The organism is Enterococcus sp. DIV0421 (genome assembly GCF_051713745.1).
GTDB classification, from domain to species: domain Bacteria; phylum Bacillota; class Bacilli; order Lactobacillales; family Enterococcaceae; genus Enterococcus_D; species Enterococcus_D casseliflavus.
In genome coordinates this window covers 1,500,001-1,521,694 of sequence record NZ_JBIOQM010000001.1, presented here as the reverse complement: position 1 = coordinate 1,521,694, position 21,694 = coordinate 1,500,001, and the positions used below count along the sequence as shown (strand labels likewise).

Annotated in this window: 24 protein-coding genes (1 of these 24 cut by a window edge); 3 read left to right on the top strand and 21 right to left on the bottom strand. The window is 44.8% G+C overall.

All coding sequences use genetic code 11. The features are described from left to right. Window positions 1–64: 64 nt before the first annotated feature. From purR to IGI96_RS07475, 4 genes are all read right to left on the bottom strand, one after another. Window positions 65–889, bottom strand: a complete 825-nt coding sequence (gene purR, locus IGI96_RS07490) for a pur operon repressor (RefSeq protein WP_005230273.1) — start codon at window positions 887–889, stop codon at window positions 65–67. A gap of 151 nt (window positions 890–1,040) precedes the next feature. Beyond that, the gene (locus IGI96_RS07485) at window positions 1,041–1,871 is read right to left on the bottom strand and encodes a metal ABC transporter permease (protein WP_005230272.1); all 831 of its coding nucleotides are present in this window, start codon (window positions 1,869–1,871) and stop codon (window positions 1,041–1,043) included. Then, the gene (locus IGI96_RS07480; RefSeq protein WP_005232967.1) at window positions 1,844–2,524 is read right to left on the bottom strand and encodes a metal ABC transporter ATP-binding protein; all 681 of its coding nucleotides are present in this window, start codon (window positions 2,522–2,524) and stop codon (window positions 1,844–1,846) included. Before IGI96_RS07480 ends, IGI96_RS07485 begins: the two co-directional genes overlap by 28 nt. Window positions 2,525–2,536: 12 nt before the next feature. After that, window positions 2,537–3,496: a metal ABC transporter substrate-binding protein gene (locus IGI96_RS07475; protein WP_034696266.1), complete on the bottom strand. Its 960-nt coding sequence runs from the start codon at window positions 3,494–3,496 to the stop codon at window positions 2,537–2,539. A gap of 306 nt (window positions 3,497–3,802) precedes the next feature. Between IGI96_RS07475 and IGI96_RS07470 the strand changes: the two genes are divergently transcribed. Continuing rightward, the gene (locus IGI96_RS07470; RefSeq protein WP_005230269.1) at window positions 3,803–3,982 is read left to right on the top strand and encodes a hypothetical protein; all 180 of its coding nucleotides are present in this window, start codon (window positions 3,803–3,805) and stop codon (window positions 3,980–3,982) included. A 171-nt stretch (window positions 3,983–4,153) separates the two neighbouring features. On the opposite strand, the gene ispE is transcribed toward IGI96_RS07470, so the two are convergent. Continuing rightward, complete coding sequence (gene ispE / locus IGI96_RS07465) at window positions 4,154–5,005, bottom strand: 4-(cytidine 5'-diphospho)-2-C-methyl-D-erythritol kinase (RefSeq protein WP_034858541.1); 852 nt, start codon at window positions 5,003–5,005, stop codon at window positions 4,154–4,156. A gap of 174 nt (window positions 5,006–5,179) precedes the next feature. Between ispE and IGI96_RS07460 the strand changes: the two genes are divergently transcribed. Beyond that, entirely contained in the window at window positions 5,180–5,587 is a 408-nt protein-coding gene (locus IGI96_RS07460; RefSeq protein WP_005230267.1) for an Hsp20/alpha crystallin family protein, read from the top strand. A 55-nt stretch (window positions 5,588–5,642) separates the two neighbouring features. Here the strand turns inward: IGI96_RS07460 and IGI96_RS07455 are convergent, their stop codons facing one another. From IGI96_RS07455 to IGI96_RS07445, 3 genes are all read right to left on the bottom strand, one after another. Further along, the gene (locus IGI96_RS07455) at window positions 5,643–6,398 is read right to left on the bottom strand and encodes a DUF6681 family protein (protein WP_016608332.1); all 756 of its coding nucleotides are present in this window, start codon (window positions 6,396–6,398) and stop codon (window positions 5,643–5,645) included. Between the two features lie 8 nt (window positions 6,399–6,406). Continuing rightward, window positions 6,407–6,841 carry a hypothetical protein gene (locus IGI96_RS07450; protein ID WP_086338839.1) on the bottom strand — a complete coding sequence of 145 codons (435 nt, stop codon included), beginning with the start codon at window positions 6,839–6,841 and terminating at the stop codon, window positions 6,407–6,409. 182 nt (window positions 6,842–7,023) lie between these two features. Further along, on the bottom strand, window positions 7,024–7,575 hold the full coding sequence (locus IGI96_RS07445; protein ID WP_086338840.1) for a hypothetical protein: 552 nt from the start codon (window positions 7,573–7,575) through the stop codon (window positions 7,024–7,026). Between the two features lie 124 nt (window positions 7,576–7,699). Here IGI96_RS07445 and IGI96_RS07440 point away from each other — a divergent pair, with 124 nt between their 5' ends. Beyond that, window positions 7,700–8,212: a type 1 glutamine amidotransferase domain-containing protein gene (locus IGI96_RS07440; protein WP_005230261.1), complete on the top strand. Its 513-nt coding sequence runs from the start codon at window positions 7,700–7,702 to the stop codon at window positions 8,210–8,212. Window positions 8,213–8,347: 135 nt separating this feature from the next. Here IGI96_RS07440 and IGI96_RS07435 read toward each other — a convergent pair whose 3' ends face one another. The 13 genes from IGI96_RS07435 to rsgA all read right to left on the bottom strand — a co-directional run. Continuing rightward, window positions 8,348–8,647, bottom strand: coding sequence for a hypothetical protein (locus IGI96_RS07435; RefSeq protein WP_015510628.1), 300 nt, complete (start codon window positions 8,645–8,647; stop codon window positions 8,348–8,350). Window positions 8,648–8,822: 175 nt separating this feature from the next. Continuing rightward, complete coding sequence (locus IGI96_RS07430) at window positions 8,823–9,971, bottom strand: mannitol-1-phosphate 5-dehydrogenase (protein ID WP_086338841.1); 1,149 nt, start codon at window positions 9,969–9,971, stop codon at window positions 8,823–8,825. Window positions 9,972–9,993: 22 nt separating this feature from the next. Further along, window positions 9,994–10,431 carry a PTS sugar transporter subunit IIA gene (locus IGI96_RS07425; protein ID WP_005230254.1) on the bottom strand — a complete coding sequence of 146 codons (438 nt, stop codon included), beginning with the start codon at window positions 10,429–10,431 and terminating at the stop codon, window positions 9,994–9,996. 15 nt (window positions 10,432–10,446) lie between these two features. Then, window positions 10,447–12,219 (bottom strand): PTS mannitol transporter subunit IICBA, encoded by a 1,773-nt coding sequence (locus IGI96_RS07420; RefSeq protein WP_438784979.1) that lies wholly within the window; start codon window positions 12,217–12,219, stop codon window positions 10,447–10,449. 314 nt (window positions 12,220–12,533) lie between these two features. Further along, window positions 12,534–12,968, bottom strand: a complete 435-nt coding sequence (locus tag IGI96_RS07415) for a PTS sugar transporter subunit IIA (protein ID WP_086338843.1) — start codon at window positions 12,966–12,968, stop codon at window positions 12,534–12,536. A 12-nt stretch (window positions 12,969–12,980) separates the two neighbouring features. Continuing rightward, window positions 12,981–15,011 carry a BglG family transcription antiterminator gene (locus IGI96_RS07410; protein ID WP_005230244.1) on the bottom strand — a complete coding sequence of 677 codons (2,031 nt, stop codon included), beginning with the start codon at window positions 15,009–15,011 and terminating at the stop codon, window positions 12,981–12,983. Continuing rightward, on the bottom strand, window positions 14,992–16,740 hold the full coding sequence (locus tag IGI96_RS07405; RefSeq protein ID WP_086338844.1) for a PTS mannitol transporter subunit IICB: 1,749 nt from the start codon (window positions 16,738–16,740) through the stop codon (window positions 14,992–14,994). The genes IGI96_RS07410 and IGI96_RS07405 overlap by 20 nt, the downstream gene beginning before the upstream one ends. A 69-nt stretch (window positions 16,741–16,809) precedes the next feature. After that, window positions 16,810–18,174 carry a C40 family peptidase gene (locus tag IGI96_RS07400; protein ID WP_086338845.1) on the bottom strand — a complete coding sequence of 455 codons (1,365 nt, stop codon included), beginning with the start codon at window positions 18,172–18,174 and terminating at the stop codon, window positions 16,810–16,812. Between the two features lie 185 nt (window positions 18,175–18,359). Next, window positions 18,360–18,869 carry a rod shape-determining protein MreD gene (gene mreD / locus IGI96_RS07395; protein WP_010748845.1) on the bottom strand — a complete coding sequence of 170 codons (510 nt, stop codon included), beginning with the start codon at window positions 18,867–18,869 and terminating at the stop codon, window positions 18,360–18,362. Window positions 18,870–18,871: 2 nt separating this feature from the next. Then, entirely contained in the window at window positions 18,872–19,729 is an 858-nt protein-coding gene (gene mreC / locus IGI96_RS07390; RefSeq protein WP_010748844.1) for a rod shape-determining protein MreC, read from the bottom strand. A 142-nt stretch (window positions 19,730–19,871) separates the two neighbouring features. After that, window positions 19,872–20,504, bottom strand: a complete 633-nt coding sequence (locus tag IGI96_RS07385) for a thiamine diphosphokinase (RefSeq protein ID WP_086338846.1) — start codon at window positions 20,502–20,504, stop codon at window positions 19,872–19,874. Next, entirely contained in the window at window positions 20,505–21,158 is a 654-nt protein-coding gene (gene rpe, locus IGI96_RS07380; protein ID WP_015510634.1) for a ribulose-phosphate 3-epimerase, read from the bottom strand. It abuts the gene before it with no gap. A 9-nt stretch (window positions 21,159–21,167) separates the two neighbouring features. Beyond that, window positions 21,168–21,694, bottom strand: partial view of a ribosome small subunit-dependent GTPase A gene (rsgA, locus tag IGI96_RS07375; protein ID WP_060791853.1) — the 3' portion only. Its footprint extends 358 nt past the window's final position; only the last 527 of its 885 coding nucleotides appear in the window; its start codon lies off the right edge, out of view; the stop codon is at window positions 21,168–21,170.

Here is a 21,694-nt window from a genome sequence, read left to right as displayed (position 1 = left end):
CAAAAAAGACTGGCGGCCGCCGTTTAAAAAACAGCTGCTTGCGCCAGTCTAAGAGCCACAAAAATCAGGCTTTTTTCTCAAAGTAATTTCCCGGTACTACCGAGATCGTTTTGGTCTGGGTATCGACATCTTCAACATACAGCAGAGAACTGTAATCGCTGATGGCCCGCTTGCCTTTGAATTTCGTTTCGGCAAAAACCGTAATACCGACTAATTCGGCCTCAAATTCTTCAATCAAGCTCTTCATCCCATTGACCGTGCCGCCGCCTTTCATAAAGTCATCGACCACCAATACTCTAGAGCCGCGCTTTAAGCTGCGCTTGGATAATTCCATTTTTTCGATGCGCTCTGAAGAACCAGAGACATAATTGACACTCACGGTCGAGCCTTCAGTGATCTTGGAATCACGACGAACGATCACGAAGGGAACATTCAAGTAGTAAGAGACTGCTTGAGCGATCGGCACTCCTTTAGTAGCAACGGTCATCACCGCATCGATTTGTTCGCCTAAATATTTGGAAGCGATGATGCGGCCGACTTGACGCAGCAATTCCGGTTCGCCCAATAAGTCAGATAGATAGACATAGCCGCCAGGCAGCAAACGATCTTGCTCAGACAAGCGTTCTGCCAGCCCTTCGACGTACGCATACGCTTCTTCTTCAGAAATTTCAGGCACAAAAAAAACACCGCCAGCAGCGCCTGGCACGGTATCAAGAATGCCTGTTCCTCGTTCTTTAAAGGTCTTTTTGATAATAGATAAATCTTCGCTAATCGATGATTTTGCAGAGGCATATCGTTTAGAAAAGAAGGACAATGAAATCAATTCATGGGGATGATTCAACAAGTAATGTGTCATATCGATCAGTCGTTCACTTCGACGTATTTTCACACCGGACAACTCCTTTAGTTTATTCGCCTTATTATAAGGCTTTTTCGGGATAAATGCGAGCATTATCTAAAATATTGCTTATATTGTTCGGTTTTGATTAGAGTTTAAAAAAAAGAAACGAAAATTCTTCGTTTCTTTTTCATAAAGCCCTTTATTTTAGGCGTTGTTTTCGTTGCACGAGGATCACGATGCGTTTGATCAAATTGATCACTAAGAAAAGAGCGATAAAAACCAGCGTGATCGTCGCTCCCGGTGGTGTGTCCAAATAAAAGGAACTGGTCAAACCAGACATCATCCCAATCATGCCGATCACGACACTGATCAAAATCACGGCATTGAAGCTCTTGCCTAAACGCATACTGATGGCAGCTGGTAAAACCATGATCGCAGAGATCAACAATGCACCCGCAATCGGGATCATCATGGCGATTGCCACCCCCGTCAAGACATTAAAGAGCATCGACATCACTCGCACAGGCAAGCCATCGACATGAGCGGTATCTTCATCAAAGGTCAAAATGTACATGGGCCGTTTGAATAAGAAGAATAAAGCAAAAACGACTAAAAACAAAAAGCCTAAGATCCAGACTTGTTCTTGTGTGATCGTAACGATCGACCCAAACAAATACGATTGGATACTCGTTGCGGAGTTCCCCCCGCTAAGGTTCATCAAGACGAGGGCTAACGCTAAGCCGCCAGACATCAAAATGGCGATCGAGATCTCTGAATAACTGCGGTACAGTGTTCGCAAGTATTCCAAAATGATTGCGGCAATGACTACGATCAATAGCGTCGTCAAACTCGGATTTAGATTTAGAAAGAAGCCCAGTGCCACCCCTGCTAAAGAGACATGGGACAGCGTATCAGCCATCAATGACTGTCGCCGAATCACTAGAAAGACCCCCAGCATCGGTGCGATACCAGCAATAAAAATCGCCGCAAGAAAAGCTCTTCTCATGAATTCATATGAAAGCAACGCCATGGTGAATCCTCCTTCCGCACTAAACGGATCTGACGGTCCGCGTATTCTTTGATATCTTCGTGATCATGGGTGATCATCAAAATCGACTTGCCGTGGTCATGAGCATTGTGCCGTAGCAGTTCATAAAACAGATTGCGGGATTGTTCATCCATCCCCGTAGTCGGTTCATCTAAAATAAATAAATCAGGGTCCGTGGCAAAGACCCGTGCCAAGCTGATCCGCTGCTTTTGGCCACCGGACAACTCGCCGATCCGTTTATGACGCACGTCCCACATACCGACGGCATCTAATGCACGGCGGACATGTTCATGGTCTCGTTTCGTCAAGCGCTTGAACCAGCGATCTCTTGGGTAGCGGCCCGATTGGACCAATTCCAAAACGGTGCTGGGGAACCCGACGTTAAAGGAAGCAATCTGCTGAGGAATGTAGCCGATGCTTAATTTTTCACCAGCAGCATTCTTGGTCGCCAAGGTGACTGCTCCTTTAGAAGGTTTCAACAAACCAAGGGTTGCTTTGATCAAAGTAGATTTTGCCGCCCCATTTTCGCCAGTCAAAATCACGAATTCGCCGTCTTCGACAAAGTAGGAAATGTCTTCCAAGACGGGCTCATCATCATAATAAAAGGTCAAATCTTTTACATCGATATAACGCACGCAGGCGCCTCCTTAGTGAATACTTTTTTGTAATGCTGCCAAATTGTCTTCCATTACAGACAGGTATGTTTCGCCGTTATCCATCTGCTCTTGCGTCAAGCTTTCTAATGGATTCAAGACCGCCAGCTCCACTCCTGTTTCAGACGCTAAGGTCTCAGCCACCTTCGATGACGCGTTTTCTTCAAAATAGATAACTTTGACTTGTTTTTCTTCTACATATTCTTTCAGCTCAGCCAACCGACTTGGTGTTGGTTCTTGATCGGGTGAAATGCCCGAAATCGATTCTTCGACTAAATCATACTGCCGTGCCAAATAGCCAAAGGCTGCGTGCTGCGTAACGAAGGTTCGTTGGGTCGCATCCTTTAACGCCGCTTGGTAGGCTTCATCTAAAGCAGAAAGCTTTTCGATATAGGCAGCTGCATTTTCCGTGAAAGTTGCCTTTTGCTCAGGAAACTTCGCAATCAAGTCATCGCGAATCGTTTCTACTTCTTGGATCGCTAAGACTGGGTCGGTCCAAACATGAGGATCGTACGTATGATCATGGCCTTCATGGCTGTCTTCGCTTTCGTGATCATGCGCGTCATGATCTTCCTCCTCTGTGCCTTCCACCAACTGAATGTTTTTGGCCGCTTCGATCACGGCTGTTTGCTCAGGATCGACGGAATCCGTCAAACTAGCGACCCAAGTTTCTAGCTCAGGACTATTGTAGACAAAGGCATCTGCATCCATGATTTTGGTCATATCTTTGGCACTTGGCTCATAGTCATGAGGTTCGGTTCCTGCAGGGATCAACAAGGAGACCTCTGCTGCGTCGCCTACGACTTCTTTCGTAAATTCGTACATTGGATAAAACGTCGTGACGATCGACAGCTTCTCTGTGTCACTCGATTGGCTTGTCGCTTCTTGCTGCCCACAAGCGCCAAGAAGCACGCCCCCTAAAAGGAGTGCTGTAGTAAGTAAGATTTTTTTCATCGGGATTTCCCCTTCCATTTGCTGGCTCTTCTTTTTATTTTAAAACGGAACAACTCCGTTTTGTTAGCAAAAGTTACTCTATCAAATGATTTCCGGTTCGTCAAGACAAATCGTACGTTTTACGATTTAAAACTTTTATTTCGAGATAAATCGGAAAACATAGGAGAAAACGTTCATTTGAAGCGGATTCTTCTCTCAGGAACTTAGCTATATTTTACGCCATTCGCCATGCGCCCCTGCTGTACCAGCTTGAAAAATTAGAGAGTATGTAGGATAATAACCTAAAAGCACTTGGAGGAAACGAAGATGAACGAATTTGTAACTGTGCCGCCAACTGTAAACAACAGCGACTTGTTGACTCGAATCGTCTTACCAGAAGATCCTGCATCGCAGCAAACCGAAGAAATCCGCAAAACGATCGACAAACCATTGTATGAAGAAGACAAAAAGAAAAAATCCGCAAAGAAGCAGCACCAAAAAGAATAGCCTTTGCTTTACGTAAAGAATCAGACCCCGACGCCTTATTTTCGTCAGGGACTTTTGTGTAGGGCAGCTTCTAGATGCTTCCTTCCCCACTTCAGCTGCCTTTTTCTTTACTATTGAAATAGAAGGCATACAAAAAAACACAGGCGAATTCAGCCTGTGTCCTTGACTCATTCATTTCAATGTACGTACAAGATAAACCTCATCGCAGAATCCTTTTAAGGCATTATAGACCCGCTGTGCCCGCGAATATTTTTGACAAAGAGCAAAGACAGTCGGTCCGCTGCCGGTCATCAAGGCAACATCGGCACCATATTTCATCATGCGATCTTTGATCTGTTGGACGATCGGATACTTCGGGATCGTGATGGCTTCTAGGCTATTGCCCATGGCAGCGATCATTGCTGGATAATCTTCGGCTAAGACGGCGGCCGACAATGCCGCGATATCTGGATGGTGCAGTTGGTCTAGCTCAACTTCTTGAAAGATTTTCCCCGTTGAAACACTCAAACGAGGTTTAACCAAGATGACCCAACATTGCGGCATCGGCCGCAGCGGCGTCACCAGCTCCCCTTTTCCTGCAATGTGGGAAGTGGTCCCATAAAGACAATAGGGAACATCGGTGCCGACTTCCATACCAATATCGATCAGCTCTGCCATGGAAAGGTCTAAATGCCAGAGGCGAACCATCCCCCGCAGCGCTGCCGCACAATCCGTACTGCCCCCACCTAACCCAGCTGCCACCGGGATATTCTTGGTGATGCGGATACGGATGCCTTTTTTGATACCATAGCGTTTTTTTAAGATACTGGCGGCTTGATAGACATTATTGCGTTTGTCGATCGGCAAAAAGGCTTTGTTGGTTTCTATAATGATCTTATCTTCTGCTATCTCTTCCATTATCAGACGGTCGGCTAGATCAACACTAGACATCACCATTTCCAACTCATGGTAGCCGTCTGTTCTTTTCTCTAACACATCGAGACCGAGGTTGATCTTAGCTGGCGCTTTTTCAATAATCTCCATCTTCATTCATCCAATCATCTGATAGTTATTTAGTTCTATCATAGCAGATTCTTATAAGATAGTTGAGTGATTTCTCTTGTTTTTATGATTGTTGCCATTTTGGTTGCCCTTTGGCTTGGTTCCTCGTAAAATAGAAGTACCAACTCAATAGATAAAAGAAAGCGGGGGAACCACATGGCAAATTTGATTCCAAGAGATTTCGCAGGCGGCGAAGAACTATTAGGCAAATTAATGAACAGTTTTTGGCAAGAACGGCAAATGAACACGGACATTAAAGAGTACGAAGACAAGTATCTCGTTCAAGCAGATTTACCCGGCATCAAGAAAGAAAACATCCGCGTCAGTTACGTCAACAACACGCTGACGATTTCAGCGGCTCAAACAGAGACCACGGAAACCGAGGAGGATTTCGGACATTATTTGCGCAAAGAACGCTCTAGCAGTGCCTATCAACGGACCTTCACCATCACAGACATTGATGACGAGTCCATTAAAGCAGTGTTTGAAGACGGCGTTTTGACCCTGACGTTACCAAAAGCCAGCTACAAAGATGCACCCGCAAAAAATATTCCGATCGAATAACCGAGATACCAAAAAGGCAGTCCCTTCAGAGAACGCTCTGGGAGGACTGCTTTTCTTATTTGCGTGCTTGTCGTCGATACGCCTGTCTTGAGGTCTGTAGTTCTTCTTCAGAAATCTCTTTTTTGACGTACAATTTCAAACTGTATGGTTCATGGTATTTTACATCATTTTTGACAAAATCACCGCCAGTGATAAATAAGCCCACTGGCTCTAAGGGCTGTTTGCCTGTCCATTGGATCGTGCCGACTTTCGTCATCTCCGTGTAGCTAGTACCGATCTGCAATGCGTACTCATTTTCCCCTTGCTGTTTGACAAAATAGTAAGGATACAAGGTGTTTTTCGGGATCGTAAAGCCGTTGGATGACGGTTTGATCGCCAATTCTTCTTGAGCGATCAAGGTCTGCAAATGATTCGCCAATACCAGCTGATAGTCTTCTTCAAAATGGATCACCGCTTTTTCAGTCGTCAAACGATCAATGTCGGTGGTGCTGATGGTTTCTCCTTCAATATTGAAGACTTCGTCTGGTAAAACTTTGACAAAGGCCTGCGTGACATCGAACTTCATATTTTTGTTTAAGAAATAATAGAAGATATTTAGTACCCAGAAGTAGACTAAGACCAAAAAGCCGACCGTATAAAGGATCGCTTGAAAATAGTTTTGGTTCGCAAACATCCCGTAGACGATCCGCAAAATATACGCCGTTGGAATGATACTGAGGATGGTATAGGCACGGTTCAAGTATTTAGGACTGATATCGAGATAGCCCAAAAATTTATGGATGCCGTTGATTAAATCTAAAATAAGCGTCATTTTCTCACCTACTCATTTCCTTGATTCTCATCCATGATCCCTTGTGGATCTGGCGTGGTCTCTTCACTTGAAGAAGGTGTTTCCTGATTGTTTTCCGATGGTGCTGGTGAAACATTGGCATCGCTTGATGGCGTCGTTTCTGCAGGCACCGAAGAAGACGGGGTCGTTTCTGGTGTTACTACTTCACTGCTGGATGACGGTGTTGTCTGCTGGTCATCGTTCGTCGGTTGTGAGTCCGTGCTAGCAGGTGTTTGATTTTGACTGTCCTCCGTTATCGAAGACGGTGTGCTTTCACTTGGTGCTTGTTCGGTCGTTTCTGTCGTTTCCGTCGCACGACTTGGTTGGCGGTAGCTGCCTGAATTCACCACGCCGGTGGCAGTGGCAATGATCGTTGATATCGTTAAAAGTGCAATTGGTTTTAAAATAGGCGGGACTTTTCGCATGATTCTCATCCTTTTCTTACCCGATGTTGCCCATTGACAGCCTCGGTTCCTTCAGCCTCTTCTTACCTTTATAATCGTTTCTGACAAAAGGGTCAAGATTCCAGAGGCTTCTGTCGCAGGATTTAAAAAAAACTAAACATGTAACTGTTTTCACAAAAATACAACGACGGCAGTTGCCGCCGCTACACAAGGTATTCATAAAACTTTTCAAAGGTCAGCCGCAACGTGCCATGGTAATCCCGTAAAAGGGCGGGCAAAGCGATCACTTCTTCATGTAGGATCGGGGCATCGATTTGGATCACCGCTTCTTCCTCATCCAGATAATAAGAACTAAACAGTTCATCATCAGCAACTTCTTCTAGCTGATTGGTCAGCTCTTCATAAAACTTTTCTACGATCGGTTCTGCCAACTCATCAAAGACTGGCTGCAAGGCTGCTTCTACAGCTGGAAAAGGCTGTGCGAGTAATTGCTGTCCGCTGAGGGAATGGCTGGTATTCTCATAGGTCAAATAAAGCAGGTCGAAATAATCCTCTTCTTCCCCGATCGCTTCTAGCGTCAAAAGGGCTTTTTCTACCAATGAAACCAAGGCCGAGGATACTTCCTGATGCATCACCGCATCAACTTTTTCAAATAATTGCTGTTTCTCGATGACAAATGTTTCTTCCATAAAAGTGAATTCCGCTTTTTCAAAGCAAAGGGGGGTATCAGAGATAAATAGTTGGATCGTTGCCATGGCGTTGCCTTCTTTCTTTTTCAAGCTGCGGACAAACAGATGATTTGTCAACAGCGAAAATCTTCGTTAGCATAAATAATAGCAGGTGAACAAATTGTTCATCAAGTAATAAGGAGGAGATCGAATGAGTAAAGTTGCTGTTATTGTCACTGATCTAGTTGAAGATGTTGAGTTGACGTCACCAAAAGAAGCACTGGAAGCGGCTGGACACGAAGTAGTCGTTATTAGTAATGAAGGCGCCGAGACCGTCGAAGGCAAACAAGGTGGAACATTTACCGTCGATGCGGCCATTGATACGATCGATCCTGCAAGTTTTGATGCTTTGTTGATCCCAGGCGGTTTCTCCCCTGACCAATTACGGACCGATGAGCGCTATGTGTCATTGACGAAAGACTTTTTGACATCTGATCGTCCCGTCTTTGCCATTTGCCACGGCCCACAACTGTTTATCCAAACAGGACTGACAAAAGATTTGACCTTGACGGCTTATGATTCTGTGCGACCAGATTTAGCCTACGCAGGTGCCACCGTCAAAGATGAGCCCGTCGTGATCGACGAAACCTATCGGTTGATCACCAGCCGAAACCCAGATGATCTAGATGCCTTCAATCAAGCCATTACCGAGGCATTGAATTAACCACGAATAAGACTTGGTTTCTTAGAGAAAAAAAGCCGCCAGTTGCAGCGTTCGATCCTTCGTATCGATCGAGCTGCAGCTGAGCGGTTTTTTCTTGCGTAGCTTTTCAGTTTTCAGTGAATGGCTCTTTCCCCGTTACTCGTCAGAGGGCAGCTCAAAACCATCGAAAGTCTCGCCATCATAGTAGCGCAATAATTCTTCCGTCGATAATAAGGAAGACGTCATTTCTTCCTGTGTCTCATTAGCCTCTCGAAGTTGGGCAAGGTAAGCCGCATAGGCTTCTGCCAACTGCCGATAAACAGCTTGCCGCGAAGTTCCTTCTGCTTGGATCGTCGGCAATTCACGGATAAAGGCCCGATAGACGGGGCGGTTTTCCTGCCATTCGATCGGCAACTCAATTACTTGAAGCTGGGCTTCTTCAAACCATCGTTCCATCGCTCTCCCTCATTTCTTTTCTTATTATCGTCAAGTTAGCAGCAAAGGTCAATCAGTGAGCAAAAAAATACAAAACAAGCGTTGAAAGAAATTAACACATCCGCAAAAGCTCGCTTGTTGGGCTAGCTTTTACGGATGCGGCAATTTATCTGCTTGTTCTGTGTGTTACTCGTTTTTATGCGGCAACATACGCATATTTTTCAATGTTTTGTCGGATCGTTTCAATCATGTCTTCATCTTGTAAGCCAGTGATTTCTGCAATGACTTCTGGCAGTTCTTTTTCATCCAAAAGTGCTTGTAACTGTTGGCTTTGCTCATCTTCCGGATCTTTGTAGTTGAAGATCATGCCGATCGTTTCATAGAGATGGTCTGGCTGCATGTTGCGTTTTTCTAACTCAAGGACTGGTCGGATAAAGCGTTCTTCGGTCCCTAATTTGCGGACAGGTGTCCGTGCCACCCGAGTGATAGCATCGGAAATGTGTTTGTTTTTAAAGCGTTGGATGATTTTTTCGATATACCGTTCATGTTCTTCGGGATCAAAGGCCCACTTCTCAATTAAAAGCCGCCCAGTTTCTTCGAGAACGGATTTTAATTGGATCACCACTAAATGGTCCTGCATCGCTTCATCGATCGTCTGATAGCCTTGGAGGGCGCCTGTGTACGCTACCGTAGCATGACCCGTATTGACACTGAATAATTTCCGTTCAATATACGGTTCCAGGTCCGCCACATAATGGACCCCTTGCAGATGGATCGAGGATTTCATCCCTGACTCTTGGATCACCCATTCGCAAAAAGGTTCTACTTGAACGAATAAAGGATCTTCATGGTGCTGCAGCGGTACGATGCGGTCCACCGCTGCATCTGGAAAACCAACCGTCGCTTCTAACGCGGACCAATCCGCAACGTATTTTTGCACTTCGCTTTTTAAAAAGGTCGATCCGCCGATCATGTTCTCACAGGCGATCACATCAATGGCTGGCTTGTCTGGGTGTTGCTGACGTGCTTCTAAGCCTTTGGCGATCAGCTCAGCGATATGCGGCAAAATGTTGGGACCAATGGCGGTCGTAAGGATGTCTGCCTCGGCGATCGCTTGGATCACCGCTTCTGGTTCTTTGGCATTGTTCAATCCCGTCACATGCTCGATGTGGATCTGTTCTTGGGTCTCATCGGCTAATTCGATCGTATACCCTTGTCTTGCTTTTAAGGCGTCAATGATCGTTTCATTGACATCAATAAATGTGATTTCAAAGTTGTTGGCAGCCAATATCTCGCCGATAAAGCCGCGACCAATATTACCTGCACCAAAGTGAACTGCCTTCATGTCTTGTCTCCTCCTTAAATCCTTATGCTACGGTCAAACTTTGGGCGATTTCTTCTTTATCTAAGGCATCCGCCAATTCGACAACGTTATCGATATCGCTGCAAAAGAGGGCGATTTGTTGGACCAATTGCAGGTGATCTTCCCCTTTGCCCGCGATGCCGAAAAGGACGGTGACAATTTTTTCTTCGTCCGCGGTACCGAAATTCACGCCATCAGGTACTTGCACGATACAGATACCAGATTTTTTGACGTATTTTTTGGCTTCATCCGTGCCGTGAGGAATCGCAATAAAGTTCCCCATATAGACTGAGAGCATCTCGTCACGCTCAAGCATGGCTTCGACGTATTCTTTTTCCACACAGCCTGCCGCCAGCAATTTTTCGCCGCAGTAACGAATGGCTTCTTCTTTGGTCGCAAATTGTTTGTTCAATTCAATCATGTCTTTTTCTAATACTTGCATTCGGCTCATCCTTTCTTAATTTGCTGCTTTGATCGATGCTACGATCCGTTGATAGTTCGTCGTTCCCATCAAATTATTGACAGATAGGTGGATCGCTTCTGGCGCTGACGTTTGCGCTTGCGGCGTTAGGGCTTCTTTTGTGATCACCAGTGAAGAGGCGTTGGCATGGAGATCATTGATATGGCTTTTTCTGATCGGCATCGTCAGAGCTTCTTTGGCTAAAAGATCTTGGAAGACTTTCTGAGCCATCGTTGCCGAACCTTTGCGATCATCGTGGGCCAAAATGATTTCGCTGACTTGCTTAAGGTCATTGGCGGAAGGAACATCTACCTGGTTGCCTGCTTCAGACTTTTTTGCTGACTCCCCCGTTGTCTTAGTCCCTGACAATGTGGCTACGATTTCATCGTACCGTGGAGAGTTCAGGAAATTTTCAACCGCGACAAAGGTCGCATTTGGCGCTTTTTGTTTGGCACGTTCTTGCAATTCTTCTTGAGTGACGACCAGCGTATTGGCATCGTCCGTCAAATTGTTGATGGCGGAATTCGAGACATTTTGTGGAAGACCCGCTTCTTTGACTTTTTTACGTAAGATCGATGCCCCCATAGCACTGGAACCCATGCCTGCATCACATGCGAAGATGATACGATTGATGCCAGTCATTGGTTGAGCCGCCAAGCCTTTTGAGCTGAGTTTTGCTGCTTGCGTTTGTTGTACTTTTTCTTCAAAATTATCCACCGTATCCTTCGCATCTGCTTTCAAGATCGCGGCAGCGACGATAAAGGATACGCCTGCTCCTACGGCAATTCCCGCTAAGACAGAAACGACACTCATCACCGAGTTGAATGGCGTCATTGCTAAGATCGCAATGATCGAACCTGGTGAAGCAGGTGCCCGTAAGCCTGCACCTAGCAATTGGAAGGTAAAGCTTCCTGATACACCGCCGGCAATCACTGCTAAGAACATCAATGGTTTCATCATGACGTATGGGAAGTAGATCTCATGGATCCCACCGATAAAGTGAATGATGATCGCTCCAGGTGCCGAAGATTTCGCTGCTCCTTTTCCGAAGAAAGTGAAGGCTAGCAAGACTCCTAAACCAGGTCCAGGATTGGCTTCTAACAAGTAAAGAATCGATTTCCCAAATTCGCTGACTTGCTCAGTGCCTAGTGGTGTCAAAATTCCATGGTTGATAGCATTGTTTAAGAATAAGATTTTTGCTGGTTCAATAAAGATATTGGCTAATGGAATCAAGTGGGCATTGACGATTACTTCGACCCCTGCTGCCATTGCTTCTGTCAAGGTGTTAACAACTGGCCCGATTGCTACAAAGCCCAGTAATGCTAAAGCAAAACCGATCAAACCTGATGAAAAGTTGTTGACCAACATTTCAAAGCCAGCGCGAACTTTGTCTTGGAAGATCTCGTCAAATTTCTTGATGACCCAACCGCCTAAAGGACCCATGATCATTGCACCCAATAGCATTGGGATATCCGTTCCGACGATGACCCCCATCGTTGCGATCGCCCCAACCACGGCTCCGCGGTCACCAGCAATCACTTTCCCGCCAGTATACCCGATCAAGATTGGGATCAAATACGTTAGCATTGGACCGACCATCGTTGCAAAGGCTTCATTTGGTAAATACCCATCTGGAATAAATAATGCCGTTAATACACCCCATGCAATCAATGCGCCGATATTCGGCATCACCATACTCGACAACGTACTGCCTAATTTTTGAACTTTTGCTTTGACTGATGATTTGGCTACTTTTTGTGTCTGTTCCATTTTTTTCTCTCCTCTCGTCTGCTTACACCCTTATTGTAGGCGCTTCCCAAAAAGCTCGAAAGTCGTACTTTGGCACAAAAAACTGTGCCAAAACTTGTAGCCAAACGGATAGAACAAAAAAAGGCGAGCAGCCCCTGCACTCGCTTATTTTTGTTATGTTTCACGTGGAGCATTTTTTTGGATTTTGCCAAAACGCAAAAAAAAAACGTGTACTCACTCCTTCTACACAAGGTAGAAAGAGCAAGTACACGGAGGCAGCTCATTCATGTATTTCGTTCGCTGCTCTTGTTGCAAGCCAGCCTGCTGCTGATCGCTTATTCTTCTGCCAGCAAAATCTGTTGGATCTCTTCAACCGATTCGGCATCACTAAGCGCCCGAACATTCTGCATATCAGAACAAAAAAAGGCGATTTCTTGCAAAACAGCTAATTGCTGCTCTTTTAGGACGACTACGAAAAGGATCGTAGCGATTTTGGGCTGCTCCTTCGTGCCGAAGTCAACGCCATCAGGCACTTGGATCAAAAAGAGTCCTTCTTCCTTGATCCATTGCTGGGCTTCTTCTTCCGCATGGGGCAATGCCACAAAGTTGCCGATGTAAACACCTGCTTTTTGATGGCGCCGCAAAAGGCTTTTGACATAGGGGAAGGAAACGATCTCCTGGTTGACTAAGTACTCGCCAATTTTTTTCAGGGCCTCTGTGGCATCGGTAAAGTGTTGATCCAACAAAATCCTCTCCTGTGGAATATACATCGCTGATCCCTCCTATTGTTTTACTTCTTCAATCAAGAGCGAAGAGAGCAACTGATAAATAATCGAATCATTACCCGAATTAAAAATCTCCGTATTTAGATCATTCATAATGATCGAACCACTGATTTTTCCTAACATCTGAGAGCTTGTTTCATTGATAGGATACGGCGCAAGCATGACTAATAAACGGGTAACAGCGATTTCTTTTTTATCCATCGCTAAAAGGGGCAAAGGTTGTTTCAAGTCGAAAATACGAAAAACTGGTTGCAGGATCGCCGAGCTCGCCGCGTGAAACAAAGCAAAGTGAGTGTCAGGAATGCCCACTGGCGCTTGGAAGTAGCGCCGTAAGAGACGATCAACGACTTTCTCACGATCCAAAACAACATGTTCATCAAAAGACGTCAGCACCAGCTGCAACGTTTCTTCCAAGTCCGCTGGGTTATCAATGGCTTGCACTTGAAACAGCGCCAATAGCTGGTTAATGGCTTCGATAAAAGCCAAGACCGCTTCATAGGATTCCTCTTTGACCAAAGCAGAGGGTGCTTTTTTTGCGGAACGTTTTTTCTGACTAATGGCTTGGAAGGCCTTCTTCAACTCTTGAATATCTTCTTCTAGCAGGATCGGTGAAACGAGTTTGTACTCTCCTTGATACCCTGGCAGCAAGGAAGTCGAGATCACCAAGTCATAGGTCTCCTCGATATTTTCCCGTTTGACATCTCCCACTCGAAAGAAGGTGATTTGATTGATAAAGGGAAAATGTTTCCGCAGCTGCATCTCTAATAAACTGATGGAGGCTAATCCGCTAGGAGAGATCCCTGCAATATTGACTTCTAACACTTTCGGATTTTTTTCCAACGAATTGGCAAAATGCAGGACCATATAGGCGATTTCTTCTTCCGAGAACTGCTGCTGCGGAAAGACCTGCGGCAGATGATTGCGAATCCCGCTGGCGATCTCGACATACTGGTTCATGATTTTTTCTAGGATAGGGTTGTTCAAATGATCTTCTTCTAAAATAGCCCGCGTCATCACTCCTGAGATATGGGTCAGCAGCATTTTATACAAGTTCGTATCTTCATAAAACGCCACTTCCGTTTGCTCACTGACCAATTCGATCAAGCGTTTCACACGATAAGCCAAGTCAGTATCAAAATTGTCATCAAAAAAATCACGATCAAAGGAATTAGCAAAATCACCTAGTAACACGGCAAAAAAGACGATTTCGTTGATGGAATAAAGCAGTTTCGTCTTTTCGGCGATCTGAGCAAAAATCTTTTTCGCCACCTTCAGCAAGTCTTTGTTGATCTGACTCGGGTACGTCTCTTCTTCCACCGTGTAGCCCAAAGCTACCCGATCCATGGCTAGCGCCAGCATCAAGACGATAAACGCCAATTTGCGGTCACTAAGTTCCTTGAACTGCGGCTCGATGGTTTCTCGAATCAGCCGCTGGGCTAGCAATAGATGGTCACGGGACAGAAATTGAAAAATAAACGGGGCTTCATCATCGGTTTCCAGTAAATGGAAAAATTGGTACTCATTGATCTCCATCACTAGTGTATTGGCTGTGATCAACCGCCGATATTTTTCGGAGCCTTCGATCTCATACCCTTGATTGCGCACGATCCTTAACGGCAGCCGTGCGAGACTTTCTTCTAGCTGTTTGATATCTGAAAAAAACGTCGTATTGCTGATTTGGTAGCGATCCAAGAAGAAATGACTAGATACAGGCTTCGTGGCGGTAGTCAGTTGCAGCAAAATACGATGTTGTCGCTCACTAGCCGCGAATTCTTGATCGGTATCTGCCATAATGGCTTCTTGCAATTGGCGAATGCTCGTTTCTGATGCAAAAATTTGGAAATGACCACGACCGACCTTCTCTAAGGTAGCTCCTACTGTTTCCAGCGATTTTTCTAAATTAGCCAGTTCACGGTACACCGTTCGTTTACTGACTTTTAAGACTTGCATCATGCGATCTAAAGAAACTGGACCGGTACTATTCATCAATTCCGTTAATAAAAGTGTTTCACGATTGGTCAAAAACATAGTCGACTCCTTCTGTCAGTAACTGACGATACGCATCTGTCGTCAATAAATCATCCACCACCAGCAAAGGAACATCTGGGATCAGGCACTTTTCTGCAAGTTCTTTCGGGAGGATATAGATTGCCGTAGGGTCAAGAGCTTGTCCTTCATACGCCATTTTTTTGATGGTCAAAGACAGCGCTTGTTGGCGGGCCATTTTGCTTAGTATCTCCACTGCCATCGTTTGTGAACCGCGTTTTTTTCCAGTATACAAAAAGATGATCGTTGAAAATCCTAACGAACTTGCTGCCTCGGTTTGCAGCGATTTTTGCGGATCCTGTTCTCTTCTTTGTAATTCTAGGATCAGCGGGGCATACTCATCAGCCGCCAAAAAATTATCTAACACATAATGCTGTGCGTGTGGTGTCTGCTTTTGGGCAATAGCTGCTAATTCCCGTTGGGTGATCACCAAAAGCGCGGGATCATCGATCACACGATAAATCGATTGATAGCGGACAGGAAACGTTAGCTGGGCTTCTTGTAACTGTTTTTTTAGTATGCTGGCACCAATCGCACTGGACCCCATCCCTGCGTCACAGGCCACGACGATCTCCGTGACTTTCTTCATTTTCGGCATCTTACGCTCCTCATTTTCTGTATTGGACTTCCGTTTTAACAGCACACTAGCGATCGCAAACGATACGACCGTACTGACGACAATCCCAGCTAAGACACCTAGGATCATAGACGGCGGTGTATTGAGTAAAATCGCTAAGATCGAGCCCGGAGACGCAGGCGCTCTTAAGCCTACCCCTAAAAATTGGAAGATCAGCGTGCCACTGAAACCACCAACGATCGGACCGAGCAACACCCAAGGATCGAGCAGAACAAACGGGAAATACACTTCATGAATCCCACCAATAGCCTGCACAAAAACGGATGCTGCGGCATTCGTTCGGTTTCGCTTTGAACCAAAAAAAAGATACGCCGCTAAGACCCCTAATCCTGGACCGGGGTTGGCCTCGATCAAAAATAAAACCGACTGACCATTGAGTGCCGCTGCTTCGATCCCTAGCGGTGTAAATAGACCATGGTTGACAATATTATTAAAAAACAAAACCTTCAATGGTTCTACAATGATATGGATAAAGGGCAAGACGTTTTGCTGAACAAAATAATCAACCAGCTGATAGCTGCCGAGACTGAACCAATTAAAAAGCGGCGCCAATAGGAAGTAACTTCCTAAAAAGAGGAGTCCGCCAAACGCACCTGCAATAAAATTGCGCACCAGCATCTCATAGCCACTTTTGACTTTGCTCACGATCGAATCACTGCGGTACAATAGCCAGCCCGCTAGCGGTCCCAGAAGCATCGCCCCAAAGACCTGGGGAATATCCGTTGCGAGAATAGCCCCTAAGATCGCCACTGCTCCTACGACCCCACCTCGTTCAGGCGCCAACATCTGCCCACCTGTATAGGCGATCATGAGGGGCAGCAGCACAGTCAAGACCCCTTGTTCCATTTGCTGGATCACTTGTTGATCGACTGAGAAAAAAGGCAGCAGGAATGAAATCAGCATCCACGCAATAAAAATACTTAAATTCGGCATCATCATGCGAGAAAGATAATTCGTATAAAACTTAACCGTTATCATTTTTTCTCTGGAAGACGAGGTCTTGTTCATTTTATCCGCTTCCTTTCTCTTCTCTATTATAAGATGTTCTGGCAAGACTGAAAACAAAAAAAGCATACGTTTTTTAAAACAGAAATCAAAAAAAGCTGACGTAAAACGCCAGCTTTTGAAATAGCTTCAATTGATTTAGTTTACGCGTACCGCGAAATCTGGTGAGTAATAAGAGTAACTGCTAACAGAAACATTTTGACCTGGTGTTGGTGCATGAACGTATTGTCCGTTACCCATAGCGATCGCCACGTGGTGTGTGCTTCCGCGGCTACCCCAGAATAACAAGTCACCAGCTTTTGCTTCATTGATCGAAATCACCGTACCAGAAAATTCTTGTGCGTAAGTTACCCGTGGTAATGAGATCCCAACTTTAGCAAATACATATTGTGTAAAGCCAGAACAGTCAAAGCCGTCTGGTGTCGTACCACCCCATACATAAGGAGTACCAATGTATTTCATTGCTTCTGCTACGATTGCTGAACCGTTGACCGTTTGTGCGGGTGCAGGAGTATTGCTTGCACCATTGCCGCTATTGTTCGATCCTTGGTTGTTATTGCTATTGTTATTGTTGGCAGGAGTCGATGGTGTCGTATTTGTTGAATCGCCACCTTGTGATGAATCTCCTTGTGTGTTATTAGTCGTAGAACTAGAATTTGTTGTAGCGCTTGGTGTTGTTGAATTTGACGTTGAAGATTCACTAGACGCTGCTGCTTCCTGAGTAGCTGCTTCAGCTGCTGCCGCTTCTTGAGCCGCTGCTTCTTGTGCTGCTTGTTCACGAGCGGCTGCTGCCGCCGCTTCTTCTGCAGCGATGCGTGCTTGTTCTGCTTCGTATTCTTCTTTTTGTTTTTCTAAATCAGCTTTTTCATCTTCTTTAGATGCTTGTTGAACAGCCAATTCCGCTTGTAAAACATTTAAATCGGCTTGTTTGGCTTGTAGATCCCCTAATTGTGTTTCTAGCTCAAATTGGTTCGCTGCGATTTCTGCCAATTTATCGTCGTTTTCTGCTTTCTTCGCTTCAACTGCTTCTTGGTCTGCCTTTTGTTGATCCACAAGATCTTTGTTAGCATTGACGATCGTCGTCATTGCTTGCACACGGCCAATAGCATCTGTTAAAGAGTCAGCTTCTAATACTGCATCAATAAAGTTCGTGCTTTGTCCATTGACTTGAACGTCACGGGCTTGTTTTTGGATCGCTTCTTCACGCTTTTCGATCCTGACTTTCAAATCAGCAATTTCTTGCTTCAACTTTTCAGAATCCGCACGCAAATCACCTTGTTGTTGCAACAAAGTTTGGGCTTTTTCATTGATTGCAGCCACGTCGCTTTCAAGTGCTGCTACTTGTGACTGGATGCTCGCTTGCTGGTTTTGCAAGTCAGAGATCTCTTTATTTTTTTCTTCAATTTTATTGTCAAAATCTGATGCAAAGACAAGTGTCGGTGCTGCTGCAGAAGTAAGAACAATTGAACTTACTAACAATAAAGATAAAATTCGCTTTTTCACTCTTCATTCCTCCGGCTGTTGCTTCCCCTAATATGGTTTTTTTATGTATAAATGCTTAAGAATACCTAAAGTCCTTCACGATAGTGTGATTGTAACACAGCCGTATGTCAGAGAGATAAAAGGAATATTACAAAAACATTTCAATCGCTGTTATTTTTATACAGTCAAACGCAAAAAAAATGAAGCTATTCGTCTTTGAATAGCTTCATGAATGGAACGACTAAAAGGATAAACAAAATGATGTTCAATAAAAGCGTTGGTGCTAGAAAGCGGGAAACAAAGAATGACGTGCTAACTGATGCGATCTTAAATAGCAACTGGACGCCCAACGTCACAACTTCTAAGCTTGTAACAAAGATGATCATTCCGAAAAACATGGTAAATACATTTTGATAAAGCGTATTTTGCAAAATATACATGATCCACACGATCAAGGGAAACGCCACCGTGTAGATGCCGATCACACCGACATAATACACGTCATAGAGGCAGCCGATCACAAGCGCCGTGGTGATCAAAAAGTTTTTCGGCAAATACTTCGCGCCACATAAAAGGGCGATCAATAAAAGATGCGCACTGGCGATATAATTGTCTTGGGTCCATTTTTCTAAAAAACGCGTCAGTTGTCCATCTGCCAACATCATCAAAAAGAAGACGCCCGCTGCCAGGTATTTGATGTAGTCATGCTTTTTCATGGCTATTCCTCACCTGCCAAGCGTTTGATAATCGTTACTGCTTGAATATCATACATTTGGGCATACGGTTTTACAAACACTTGGGTATCAAGACCAAACTCATCTTTGGTGGTACGGATCACTGTTCCGATCGCTAAGTCGGCAGGCGAGTTTCCGCCTAATCCAGAGGTCTGCACGACATCGCCTTCCTTCAGCTCATTGTCCCCTGTCAACTGGGTAATGACCAAGGAACGTTCTTTTTGATCGTAACTACTTAGAATCCCAAAGTTTGACCCATCTTCGCCGCTGATCCGAACCGGATAGTGGTTAGAATTCTGGTTTTCAGAAGTCAAAAGTTCAATTTTAGAAGAAGCTGCATTGACTTCTATCACACGACCAATCAAGCCTTTTTGCGACATGACCGCCATGTTGACCTCAACGCCGTCTCTTGAGCCTCGATCCACGATCAGCATATCTTGCCAAGTATCAGGTGACCGATTGATGACATTGGCGGAGATCCGTTCATAATTCGTCAAGGTCGCATTCAGCTCTAGCTCTTCTTTCAAGGCATCTATTTCTCTTTGCGCATTGTCCTTCGCTTGTTCCAATTCATCAAAACTGTCCAATTTCTCTTTTAAACGTTCATTTTCTTCATACGTCACAAACAAGTTTTTGACTGAATTCGCCCCATTTTCGATCCAACGAAAAGGCGCCGTAATCACTTTATCGATAAAGCCAACGGAGTCATTGACCGTTGATTGCACAACATTGGTGGAGTTTCCCGCAGCTCTGCGGGCGATCGTCACGCTTAATACGGTGACAACTAAAATCACAATAATCAATGTGATGATAATATTTTTATTAGGATTAAACTTTTTCACAAAGACACCTCAAATAATTCCAAACTGTAATTCCAATTTTACCATTAATACCCTGCAAACAAAAGCTAAGTTGACCGTCTTAATGTTTTTTTTGTAATTAAGTTTCTGAAATTTTCAACAAAAAAAAGAGACGTTCCGTCTCTTAATCACAACTTTGAATGACTGCTATCATCCCGCTGCTAAAGGAAAAACCTGCTGTTTGTGTCAGAAATTCATTGCTGGCATAAGAAGTTGGGTACGGCACTTGGACGTTTTCTAATAAATACTTGCTACCTGTCAACGTCAAATCTGTTACCGGCGTCAAACAGCAATACGCTAAATACTGCATCTCGGGTTCTTTTTCTAATTGATAGGTGCCTGGTAAAAAGAACTGAACGACATTTTGACGATCTAAAAAACGCAGATTTGGGGCAAATGGACGAAACCGATCTTCTAAAGGCAGCCATAGATTGGCTAAAAGATGGTCGAGACGTCCTCCTGTTGCACCAATCAAGTCGATTTGCGCTTCTGGATAGCGACGCAACGTCTCCACCAATGCCAATTGGGTATCTGTATCATCTTTTTCAGCAGGGGCTTGGATCACTGTGTTGACTTGTTGTTTGACTGCTTGCAGTTCGCCTGCGGTCAAAGAGTCGAAATCACCGATTGCTAGATTGACTGGCCGTTGGTGCTGAAGCAAAAACAATGCCCCGCGATCAATCCCAATGTATTTGTCATACGTCATCAGCGGTGGCCAATTTTCAGGGCGCCCCCCTGCTACTAACAAAATCTTCATTTATTGCAAAGCTTCTTTCAAGGCTCTGATTTGTGCTGCAGGTTCATCGGCATCGTAAATATAGCTTCCTGCTACGAAGACATTTGCACCTGCTTCCAGGCAACGTTTGGCTGTCTCAGGAACGATCCCGCCATCTACCTCGATATCATAATGGTAGCCTTTTTCTTCTTTTAAAGCAGCCAGTACCGCAATTTTTTCTAGTGATTCTTCAATAAAGGATTGCCCACCAAACCCTGGATTGACCGTCATGACTAACACTTGATCACACATGGATAAAACATGTTCAATGGCTGATACTGGTGTGCCTGGGTTGATGACGATTTCTGCTTTGACATTTTCTGCCACAATCATTTGGATCGCACGATGGATATGAGGTGTTGCTTCCGCGTGGATCCCAATGATATCTGCCCCAGCTTCTGCGAAGGCATGTATATACTTTTCTGGTTCGGTGATCATTAGGTGAACATCCAACGGCAGTTTGGTAACTGGGCGAATCGCTTTAACGATGTTTGGGCCTAAGGTAATATTAGGGACGAAATGACCGTCCATCACGTCTACGTGAATATAATCTGCGCCATGGCGCTCTACCAGCTCAATGTCTCTTTGAAGATTTGCAAAATCGGCACTTAAAATAGATGGTGCTAGTTTTATCATGCTTTTCCCTCACTTTTTCTTCTTTTTATAAACCGGACGTCGGTTTTCAATCTCTTCTAAAAATTGCACGTAATTCTTATAACGAGTCTCGGCAATCTCATTTGCTGCAACCCCCTGCTTAACTGCACAATCAGGTTCATTAAGGTGCCTACATTCCCTAAAACGACAGTTGGCAGCTACCGCTAAAAAGTCAGGAAATAGTTTGGGTAACTCCACCGCTTCGATTTCCAAAAAGTCGATCGAACTAAATCCTGGTGTATCGGCAACCAATCCATCACAAATCGGCAAGAGCTCCACATGACGGGTCGTATGTTTCCCCCGCCCGAGAGATTCTGAGATCACTCCTGTTTCCAATGCCAATTCTGGGACGATCCGATTCAGCAATGTCGACTTTCCAGCACCGGATTGTCCCATAAATACGGTGATCCGCTCAGGAAAGTACCGTTGAAGTTCCAATAGATCTTCGCCTTCTGCTTTTGACGTGATCACGTGGTAGCCAATTGCTTGATAGGTCTCCTCAATTGCTTTCATTGCGG